The following is an 8,707-nucleotide window of genomic DNA, read 5'->3' as shown; positions in this document are numbered from 1 at the left end:
GTCCATAGCGGCCTCCAGAAGTTTGTGTTGATTTCTCTTCTGAGAGGCCGCGCCTTGCTATGTCAACTATTTTTTGAGATTTTTAGTGGTTTTTCTCCTCTGAAACTCTAAACTCTAGTTCCTACGATTAAATTACAAGAATAACCCTGAACCTGTGAACTCCAGGATTAAAGTCACACTAAATTCTCCTGCTTCCTTCTCCATAGGTCGATAAACAGGAAAACATTCGTCTCGCATGTCTGTCGAATTCAGTCTGCATTGCGATGAATGCGAAACACAAACTGACTTCGACAAACTGCGAACAATCAACGCTTGATCTTGCGCAAGGTGCGCTCAGACCACAAAGAGGGCTTGAAATTGGCGTTGTATTTAACGACTTCCTTTGGAATGACAGCCCAACTCTCATGACCGGTAAGAAAGTTTTTTCCATACCAGTAACCCCAAGCCAGAGCGCGGGGATCTTCCAGCCCGAGACTGTTCCAGTCTCTGTCGATAAATTTTATTTTTTTTCCGTTCTTATAATATTCTGTACGGTAATCGGCAAACGTCGTGGTATCCACATAGTTGATGCGATAGTCGTACCACCAGTTCTCGAACTTGGTGGTGCTTTTCACTTTAATATACTTCTTTTCCCTTTGAAGCACAAGACTCTTTCGCCAGATGCCGCGTATAACGGTTGCGGTGTTTCTTGGGAATATCCATACCTTTCAGGCAGGTCCTGAACACTTCCTTTCCCAGGAATTCGTGTGTTTCGTTTTCGGGTTTGCGCAACACCACATCTCCGAAGGTGAAATCCAGCCCCCCCCCAGGAATCATCCTGTGCCGGCTGCGCAAAACGACGCACCTTGTGCAATGCCGGCAACCAGATCATGTAGGACTGGCCTTTCGAGTCATCGTCATAATCCGTGATCAGCAGACCGGTACCCCGCAGCTTGCCGGAACGAAAAATGGCCAGATCCTTGGCTCTGACGACCGGATCATTTTCGTAATCGTTGTTCAGGTAACGTTCGAGTGTGTTGGTCGTGGGGCGCTTTCCCTTTGCCCGGCTCACGAGTACCGTGATCTTGCGCTTCACCTTGGTGATCGCAAAGTTCTTCAGCGCGTAAAAATGATTGACGAAATAGACCTGCTGCATGATCTCCAGCGCGGAAGGCTGACTTTTGGGATAAGGCAACTGCGGTGTCACACCGGCAGCAGCAGTGGCACAAAGCCCCGCCATACCGGTCGACAACAGCAAAACAGCGGCCATCAGTCGCGTTTTTATCATTTCTCCTCCCATGGTACTGAACCACTACCCGCTACATTGTCGGATATCTATTTTAGGCACACTACCTGTGTAACAAAGCGGAGAAAATCCCCTGTTCCGCTGTTCCGCTCCCCCTTCGTTGGGAATCTTATTGCGACCGTCCAAGTCTCGAGTGTCGATTATTAAACAAATAGACATGAATTACCACTGTTTTCAATGCAATCAGATTTGATTTGTGATAGGCAAGAACATGCTGATATACGGAAATAGTAATATTTGAAAACGAAACACATGCGGTTAAACGCACGCCATCCTTGCATTCAACCCGCTGATAGCCGAAAATTTCTCATTGTTTTCATCACTTGGCGGGTGCTCCGCGGAAAAACATGACGCTTCTGGTTCTAGGCCTCAATCACACGACCGCACCGGTGGACATCCGGGAACGCGTCACGTTCGGGCCGGATATCATCGTTGGGGCATTGCGCACGCTCACGGAAACAGAAGGCGCCAACGAAGCCATCATCCTGTCAACCTGCAACCGTACGGAAGTCTACTGCTACGGCTGCGACCTGGAACCGGATCAGCTGCAGGGCTGGCTGGCCCGCTTTCACGGGCTGAACACCAGTGACCTGTCGCCTTACCTTTATCTGCACCAGGAACACAGGGCCGTCGACCATCTGCTGCGTGTCGCCAGCGGCCTCAATTCCCTGGTACTGGGCGAACCCCAGATCCTCGGCCAGGTGAAATCCGCCTGGCAGACGGCATCTGACACGGGCACCGTAGGGAAGATACTGGGACGACTGTTCCAGCACAGCTTTTCCGCCGCCAAGCAGGTACGCACAGATACTGCCGTCGGCGACAGTCCCGTCTCTGTCGCTTTCGCCGCGGTGAGCCTTTCCAAGCAGATCTTTTCCGACCTGTCCGAGCAGACCGCCATGCTCATCGGCGCAGGCGAGACCATCGAACTGACTGCCCGCCACCTGCAGCAGCAGAATATCGGCCAGATCATCGTCGCCAACCGTACCGTCGCCAAGGCCCATGAACTGGCGGAACAGTTCGGCGGCTATGCCATCAGTCTCACTGAAATTTCCACCCACCTGCCCGAAGCGGACATCGTCATTTCCTCCACCGCCAGCCCGGTACCCATACTGGGAAAGGGCGCGGTTGAAAGCGCCCTCAAACAGCGGCGCCATCAGCCCATGTTCATGGTGGATATCGCCGTACCCAGGGACATCGAAGCCGAGGTGAAATCCCTGCGCGATGTCTACCTCTATACGGTAGACGACCTGGAAGAGGTGATACAGGAGAATCTCAAGTCCCGCCAACAAGCCGCCGAACAGGCCGCCGAGATCATCGAACTGAAGACCACAGAGTTCATGGGCTGGCTGCGCTCTCTGGATGCGGTGGAAATGATCCAGAACTACCGGGGCCAGGCGAACAAGATCAAGCAGGAAACCCTGGAAAAAGCCCTTCGCATGCTGGAAAAGGGCAACTCACCCGAACAGACACTGGAATTTCTCGCCAATACCCTTACCAATAAACTGCTGCACACGCCCAGCTCCCAGCTTCGGGAAGCCGGTTCCTGCGGGCATAGGGAACTGCTGGACGCAGCCAGCACCCTGTTCCAGCTCGATAAATGAAAGAAAGCATCCGCAGCAAACTCGAACAGATCCGGGATCGCTTCGAGGAAATCACCGGTCTGCTCTCGGACCCGGACGTACAGAACGACCAGAACCGCTTCCGCAACCTCAGCCAGGAGTATGCCCAGCTCGAACCCGTGGTTGGCTGTTACCAGCGCTACCTGGACACGGAAGAAGAGATCAGCAACGCCAGCGAAATGCTCAACGATCCCGAGATGGCGGATCTGGCACAGGAATACCTCGAAGAAGCACGTCAGCAGCAGCAGACACTTGAGCCTGAACTGCAAACGCTGCTGCTTCCCAAGGATCCCAACGACGAACGCAATATCTTCCTTGAGATCCGCGCAGGCACCGGCGGCGCCGAAGCTGCCCTGTTCGCCGGCGATCTGCTCAAGGCCTATCTGCGCTACGCGGAAAACCAGGGCTGGCGTACCGAGATGATCAGCGAAAGCCCCGGCGAACACGGCGGCTACAAGGAAGTGGTGGTGCGCATCACCGGTCAGGGCGTGTATTCCCGCCTGAAGTTCGAATCCGGCGCCCATCGGGTACAGCGGGTGCCGGAAACCGAATCCCAGGGACGCATCCACACGTCTGCCTGCACCGTGGCCATCCTGCCCGAAGCGGACGACATCGATAACATTCATATCGACAACAACGACCTGCGCATCGACACCTACCGCGCTTCCGGCGCCGGCGGCCAGCATGTGAACAAGACCGATTCGGCCGTGCGCATCACCCACCTGCCCTCAGGGCTAGTGGTCGAATGCCAGGACGAACGTTCCCAGCACAAGAACAAGGCCCGCGCCCTCTCCCTCCTCCAGGCCAGGCTGCTCTCCTCCGCCCAGGAACAGCAGAACCAGGCCATGGCCGCCAACCGCAAACTGCAGGTGGGCAGCGGTGACCGCTCCGAGCGCATCCGCACCTACAACTTCCCGCAGAACCGGGTTACCGATCACCGCATCAACCTCACCCTGTACAAGCTGGACGAGATCATGGCCGGCGCCCTGGACCAGGTCATCGATCCGCTCATGCAGGAATACCAGGCAGAACAGCTGGCCGAACTGTCCACCGCGTGAACAAGGTTGGCGAACTCCTTGCCGCTGCTGCCGCGCTGAACCAGGAAGTCGCAGCAGACGCTCCCCTGATCCTCGCCCATGTCCTGCGCAAGGACCGCAGCTGGCTCTACGCCTGGCCCGAATACCGGCTCGATGACAGGGCGCTTGCGCAGTATGAAAGCCTGCTGCAGCGCAGGCTCGATGGCGAACCCCTGGCCTATTTGACCGGCCACCGGGAATTCTGGTCTCTCGACCTGCTTGTAACACCCGCCACCCTCATCCCCCGGCCGGAAACCGAACTGCTGGTGGAAGCCGCCCTCGGCCTGCCGCTGCAACAGGCCAGGGTGCTCGACCTGGGCACGGGCAGCGGCGCCATCGCCCTGGCGCTGGCCAGTGAACGCCCCCACTGGCACATCACCGCCACGGATATCAGTGAGGAAGCCCTCGAAATGGCTGCCCGGAATGCCAAATGCCTGCAGGCAACCAATATCCGCCTCCTGCGCAGCCACTGGTTCGAGTTCCTGCACAGGAACCAGCCCTATCAGCTCATCATCAGCAATCCCCCCTACGTTGCCGAAGGCGATCCCCACCTGCTGGAAGACGGCCTGCCTCACGAACCGGCTGCCGCCCTCACAGCCGGGCCCGACGGCCTGAATGACCTGCGCATCATCGTCGCCGGAGCACCCGGTTTCTTGCATCCAGGCGGCTGGCTCATGGTGGAACATGGCATGGACCAGGGTGCAGCGGTCAGACGACTGTTCGGGGCTGCCGGCTTCGAAGCCGTCGAAACCCGGCAGGACCTGGAACGCCGCGACAGAATCACCTTCGGGTGCTATTCTCGCTCACCATGAACGACGAGCAACTCCTGCAGTACAGCCGCCAGATAATGCTCCCGCACATCGACGTGCAGGGACAGCAGAAGCTGCTCGATGCCCGCGTGCTCATCGTCGGGCTGGGCGGACTGGGCTCGCCCGTGGCCATGTATCTCGCCGTTGCGGGGGTGGGCAGTCTCGTCCTGGCCGACTATGACGAAGTGGACCTGAGCAACCTGCAGCGCCAGATCATCCACACCCGGGATCATATCGGCTGCCCCAAGACCGAATCCGCCAGGGACATGCTGCAACAGCTCAACCCCGACTGCGATGTACAGCTGATAGCGGCACAGATGGACGATGCGACCCTTGAGGAAACAGTAAAGCATTGCGACCTGGTCATCGACTGCACCGACAACTTCGGCAGCCGCTTCGCCATCAACCGCGCCAGCGTTCGGCATAAAACCCCTCTGGTATCCGGTTCGGCGATTCGCTGGGAAGGTCAGGTTTCCGTATTCAATGACCGGCCAGGCGCACCCTGTTATCACTGCCTGTACGGCGACAGCGGCGAACTCGACAGCAGCTGCAGCGCAAACGGCATCCTCGCACCTGTCGCAGGCATCATCGGCAGCCTGCAGGCCACTGAAGCCATCAAGCTCATCACCGGCGCCGGCGAAACGCTCAGTGGAAAACTGCTGCTGGTGGATGCACTGGAAATGCAGCTGCGCACACTGACACTGAAAGCAGACCCGCATTGCCCCGTCTGTGGAAATCACGCATGAACAACAAGACACTGAACCTGAATGAACTGAGGAAGGATCTCGTCATCCACGATGAACTGCTGGGACACCCCATGACCTTCCACACCACCTGGGGGCTGTTCTCTCCCAAGGCCATCGATGCCGGCACGCATCTGCTGCTGAAGCATCTGGAAGTAAAACCCGATGAGCGAGCCATCGACCTGGGCTGCGGCTATGGCCCCCTGGGACTACCCATCGCCAGAAGCGCCCCCCAGGGACACTGCACCCTGGTGGACAAGGATTTCGTGGCTGTAGACTATGCGCAAAAGAATGCCGCCCTCAATGGTATCGACAACGTGGAAGTGCTGCTGAGTAACGGCCTGGATCAGGTACCTGGCGACCGGACCTTCACACTCGCGGTCACCAACCTGCCCGCCAAGACCGGCAAGGAGCATTACTACCTGTTCTTCAACGACATCAAGGACAGGCTGGAACCGGGCGGGCGCTTCTACGTGGTCGTCATCACCGGGCTACGCCAGTTCATCGCCCGCAGCTTCAAGGAAGTGTTCGGCAATCACAGAAAGATCAAGCAGGGAAAGAGTTATACCGTTGCCATGGCGGAGAAAACCTAGGTGCCTGTCGGGTTTAGGGGTTCGTTTACAGCGGCTCCTGATTCTGCTTTTTCCTCCAGCCCAGGATACCGGAACTAGCAAGGACAGCCACTGCCACAAGTGCCATTCCCTCCACCGTGCCGGCCATCACGTCCTGCGGCCGGTGCACCCCCAGCAAGACCCGCGAATAGCACACTGCGACCACCCAACCCCAGAATACCGGCAGCAGCCAGTGGCGCCTGCCGGCACAGAGAATCATGAACATGAACCAACCGGCCAGCGCAGAGGCTGCGAAGGCGTGACCTGACGGAAAGGAGTAACCCGTCTCTTCGACCCAGTGTTCACGCAACAGCTCGGGCATCTGCAGACCGGAAGAAGCCTCCAGGCGCTTTTCCAGGTAAGCACTGCGGGAAGCCTTGTCCGGCATACGGTAGAAAGCCTGTACGCCTTGCTCCAAAACTCCACCATTGGCGGCATCCGCCAGATAACCGATGCTGGGGCGTGGCTCGGCTATTGCCGGCTTGAGCAGATGTTCATCCAGGCAGCACCACCGATAAACAGGAGTATGGGCAACAACAGCAGAGGAATTCTTTTCCAGGATGGTTGTACCAGCAGCGCCATCAGCAGCCCCACCCATGCCAGTCCGTATTTGCTAGCGGAGAAACTGACCGCCCACCAGAAGTCCAGCACCCATCCCTCTTTCGGCATGGTGAAGTGCAGCAGATACGCGGGCAGCAATGCCACCAACAACAGCAGCATCAGCACCAACCACTGCTTTGGCGCCGCACGGGCACAGCCGCCCAGGATATTTTCTGACAGCTTTGCCATCGGTCAATGTCCCTGGCTACAGGGTTGGGGCAAAATACATCCTATCGTTTTCACCATGCAGTAGACCTCATGAAACAAACCTTGAAAGTGAGTTTTCCCGGCGGCAAGAAAGTGGACGTGACAGCAGGCGATTTTCATGTTCAGACAGACCAATGCGTCAAGGCCGGCGGCGAAGCATCGGCACCGGAACCCTTCGATCTTTTCCTGTCATCCCTGGCCAGCTGCGCCGGCATCTACGCCCTGAACTTTTGTCAGTCACGCAATCTTCCCACCGATGGCCTGTCACTGGACATGGACTGGGAGCGCGATGACAAACCACCGTTCAGCGCCCGGGTACACTATCGCCTGACCCTGCCCAAAGACTTCCCTGACAAATACCGTAGCAGCATTCTCAAGGCCGTAGATCTGTGCACGGTCAAACGCTATTTACACAACCCGCCGGAATTCACGCTGGAAGCGGTCTGATTATTCGCACTTCACCAGCAGCACTACGCCATCCACGCCAATCACCGTAACACGGCTGCCTTCCGGGCAGTCCGGACCGCTAATCTTCCAGGTTGTATCATCCACCCGGATCTTGCCCACGCTGTTGACGATGGGCTCATCGAGATTGAATGCGCGGCCGATATACTGCTCACCCCGGCGGTTCAGCGTAGGCTCCTCTGTCGCCATGCCGTGGTGGCTCAGCCACCACCGTCCCAGCACCACGCTGACCAGAGACAGCCCAGCGAACGCCAACACCTGCGCCTGCCAGCTCATATCGCCGATCAGCCAGCTGAACAAGGCAACAATGCCTGCGGCAATGCCCATCCACATGAAGAAAACACCAGGGGCAAAAACCTCCAGAATCAGCAACACGATACCCAGCACCGCCCAGTGCCAGGGTTGCAGTTCTCCAAGCAGCCCCATCATCGGACATCACCTTTCTTCATGGCTGTCCTGGCAACCTCGGCGATTCCCGCCAGACTGCCGATGAGATTGGATGCCTCCAGCGGCATGAGCACCAGTTTTTCATTCGGGGCTGACGCGATATTCTGCAGCGCGTCGGTGTATTTCTGGGCGATGAAATAATTGATGGCATTGATGTCGCCCTTGCTGATCGCCTCGGACACCATGGCAGTGGCCCGCACTTCTGCTTCCGCCAGACGTTCACGCGCCTCTGCTTCACGAAAAGCCGCTTCCTTCTCTCCCTCGGCCGTGAGTATCGCACTGCGCTTCTCACCTTCTGCCTTGAGAATCTGGGACTGCCTCAGACCTTCGGCTTCCAGTATCTGTGCGCGTTTCTCCCGCTCGGCTTTCATCTGCCGCGCCATGGCATCCACCAGATCTCGTGGAGGAGCGATATCCTTGATCTCGATGCGGGTGGCCTTCACTCCCCAGGGAGTGGTAGCGTCGTCCACCACATGCAGCAACTGGGCGTTGATCTTGTCGCGGTTGGACAGCAGTTCGTCCAGATCCATGGAACCCATCACCGTACGGATATTGTCATGGTCAGGTTGAGAATGGCACGCACCAGATCGTTCACCTCGTAGGAAGCCTTGGCGGCATCAAGCACCTGATAGAAGATCACGCCATCGACACGCACCATGGCGTTGTCCTTGGTGATGACCTCCTGAGACGGCACATCTGTCAAGTCCCGATAGATCATAGATTTTCTTTGGTTCCTCGACGTTTTAAGTGGAATTCCTCCAAAAACCTGTGCCAGTATAGCGCCAAATACTGGCATGAGGAAAAGACGTGGACGGCAACGAGATACTGCTACTGGGATTGGGGAT

13 protein-coding genes are annotated in these 8,707 nt (G+C 57.2%); 6 read left to right on the top strand and 7 right to left on the bottom strand.

Translation table 11 applies throughout. The features are described from left to right. Nucleotides 1-305: 305 nt before the first annotated feature. A complete protein-coding gene (locus ACOCD2_RS07575) occupies nucleotides 306-614 on the bottom strand; it encodes a hypothetical protein (protein WP_293650101.1) in 309 nt (102 codons plus the stop codon). After that, complete coding sequence (locus tag ACOCD2_RS07570; RefSeq protein ID WP_419625669.1) at nucleotides 611-1,267, bottom strand: DUF1329 domain-containing protein; 657 nt, start codon at nucleotides 1,265-1,267, stop codon at nucleotides 611-613. Before ACOCD2_RS07570 ends, ACOCD2_RS07575 begins: the two co-directional genes overlap by 4 nt. Before the next feature lie 365 nt (nucleotides 1,268-1,632). Here ACOCD2_RS07570 and hemA point away from each other — a divergent pair, with 365 nt between their 5' ends. The 5 genes from hemA to ACOCD2_RS07545 are packed head-to-tail and all read left to right on the top strand — an operon-like array spanning nucleotide 1,633 to nucleotide 6,125. Then, entirely contained in the window at nucleotides 1,633-2,886 is a 1,254-nt protein-coding gene (gene hemA / locus ACOCD2_RS07565) for a glutamyl-tRNA reductase (RefSeq protein WP_293647082.1), read from the top strand. After that, the gene (prfA, locus tag ACOCD2_RS07560) at nucleotides 2,883-3,962 is read left to right on the top strand and encodes a peptide chain release factor 1 (RefSeq protein WP_293647084.1); all 1,080 of its coding nucleotides are present in this window, start codon (nucleotides 2,883-2,885) and stop codon (nucleotides 3,960-3,962) included. Before hemA ends, prfA begins: the two co-directional genes overlap by 4 nt. Beyond that, nucleotides 3,959-4,792: a peptide chain release factor N(5)-glutamine methyltransferase gene (gene prmC / locus ACOCD2_RS07555; RefSeq protein ID WP_293647086.1), complete on the top strand. Its 834-nt coding sequence runs from the start codon at nucleotides 3,959-3,961 to the stop codon at nucleotides 4,790-4,792. The genes prfA and prmC overlap by 4 nt, the downstream gene beginning before the upstream one ends. After that, entirely contained in the window at nucleotides 4,789-5,535 is a 747-nt protein-coding gene (locus ACOCD2_RS07550) for a HesA/MoeB/ThiF family protein (RefSeq protein WP_293647088.1), read from the top strand. The genes prmC and ACOCD2_RS07550 overlap by 4 nt, the downstream gene beginning before the upstream one ends. Further along, a complete protein-coding gene (locus ACOCD2_RS07545) occupies nucleotides 5,532-6,125 on the top strand; it encodes a class I SAM-dependent methyltransferase (protein ID WP_293647090.1) in 594 nt (197 codons plus the stop codon). Before ACOCD2_RS07550 ends, ACOCD2_RS07545 begins: the two co-directional genes overlap by 4 nt. 25 nt (nucleotides 6,126-6,150) lie before the next feature. On the opposite strand, the gene ACOCD2_RS07540 is transcribed toward ACOCD2_RS07545, so the two are convergent. Then, a complete protein-coding gene (locus ACOCD2_RS07540) occupies nucleotides 6,151-6,588 on the bottom strand; it encodes a phosphatase PAP2 family protein (protein ID WP_293652499.1) in 438 nt (145 codons plus the stop codon). Nucleotides 6,589-6,614: 26 nt separating this feature from the next. Then, nucleotides 6,615-6,932: a hypothetical protein gene (locus ACOCD2_RS07535; protein ID WP_293647092.1), complete on the bottom strand. Its 318-nt coding sequence runs from the start codon at nucleotides 6,930-6,932 to the stop codon at nucleotides 6,615-6,617. A gap of 69 nt (nucleotides 6,933-7,001) precedes the next feature. Between ACOCD2_RS07535 and ACOCD2_RS07530 the strand changes: the two genes are divergently transcribed. Continuing rightward, complete coding sequence (locus ACOCD2_RS07530) at nucleotides 7,002-7,397, top strand: OsmC family protein (protein ID WP_293647094.1); 396 nt, start codon at nucleotides 7,002-7,004, stop codon at nucleotides 7,395-7,397. Here the strand turns inward: ACOCD2_RS07530 and ACOCD2_RS07525 are convergent, their stop codons facing one another. From ACOCD2_RS07525 to ACOCD2_RS07515, 3 genes are read right to left on the bottom strand one after another with little or no spacing between them, the layout of a single operon-like run. After that, a complete protein-coding gene (locus ACOCD2_RS07525; RefSeq protein ID WP_293647096.1) occupies nucleotides 7,398-7,844 on the bottom strand; it encodes an NfeD family protein in 447 nt (148 codons plus the stop codon). It abuts the gene before it with no gap. Continuing rightward, complete coding sequence (locus tag ACOCD2_RS07520) at nucleotides 7,841-8,392, bottom strand: SPFH domain-containing protein (protein WP_305800387.1); 552 nt, start codon at nucleotides 8,390-8,392, stop codon at nucleotides 7,841-7,843. The genes ACOCD2_RS07525 and ACOCD2_RS07520 overlap by 4 nt, the downstream gene beginning before the upstream one ends. Nucleotides 8,393-8,400: 8 nt before the next feature. Beyond that, a complete protein-coding gene (locus tag ACOCD2_RS07515) occupies nucleotides 8,401-8,580 on the bottom strand; it encodes an SPFH domain-containing protein (protein WP_305800386.1) in 180 nt (59 codons plus the stop codon). Between the last annotated feature and the right edge of the window lie 127 nt (nucleotides 8,581-8,707).

The sequence above is a fragment of the Thiolapillus sp. genome, from assembly GCF_048562965.1.
Classification (GTDB): domain Bacteria; phylum Pseudomonadota; class Gammaproteobacteria; order Chromatiales; family Chromatiaceae; genus Thiolapillus; species Thiolapillus brandeum_A.
The sequence above is the reverse complement of the archived record's forward strand: the minus strand, read 5'-3'. Positions and strand labels throughout refer to the sequence as shown.

Coding starts and splice junctions, on each gene's coding strand:
- ACOCD2_RS07550 (WP_293647088.1), top strand. CDS start 4,789: ATGAACGACGAGCAACTCCTGCAGTACAGCCGCCAGATAATGCTCCCG.
- ACOCD2_RS07525 (WP_293647096.1), bottom strand. CDS start 7,844: ATGATGGGGCTGCTTGGAGAACTGCAACCCTGGCACTGGGCGGTGCTG.
- ACOCD2_RS07535 (WP_293647092.1), bottom strand. CDS start 6,932: ATGGCAAAGCTGTCAGAAAATATCCTGGGCGGCTGTGCCCGTGCGGCG.
- ACOCD2_RS07515 (WP_305800386.1), bottom strand. CDS start 8,580: ATGATCTATCGGGACTTGACAGATGTGCCGTCTCAGGAGGTCATCACC.
- ACOCD2_RS07570 (WP_419625669.1), bottom strand. CDS start 1,267: ATGATAAAAACGCGACTGATGGCCGCTGTTTTGCTGTTGTCGACCGGT.
- ACOCD2_RS07530 (WP_293647094.1), top strand. CDS start 7,002: ATGAAACAAACCTTGAAAGTGAGTTTTCCCGGCGGCAAGAAAGTGGAC.
- hemA (WP_293647082.1), top strand. CDS start 1,633: ATGACGCTTCTGGTTCTAGGCCTCAATCACACGACCGCACCGGTGGAC.
- prfA (WP_293647084.1), top strand. CDS start 2,883: ATGAAAGAAAGCATCCGCAGCAAACTCGAACAGATCCGGGATCGCTTC.
- ACOCD2_RS07520 (WP_305800387.1), bottom strand. CDS start 8,392: ATGGATCTGGACGAACTGCTGTCCAACCGCGACAAGATCAACGCCCAG.
- ACOCD2_RS07545 (WP_293647090.1), top strand. CDS start 5,532: ATGAACAACAAGACACTGAACCTGAATGAACTGAGGAAGGATCTCGTC.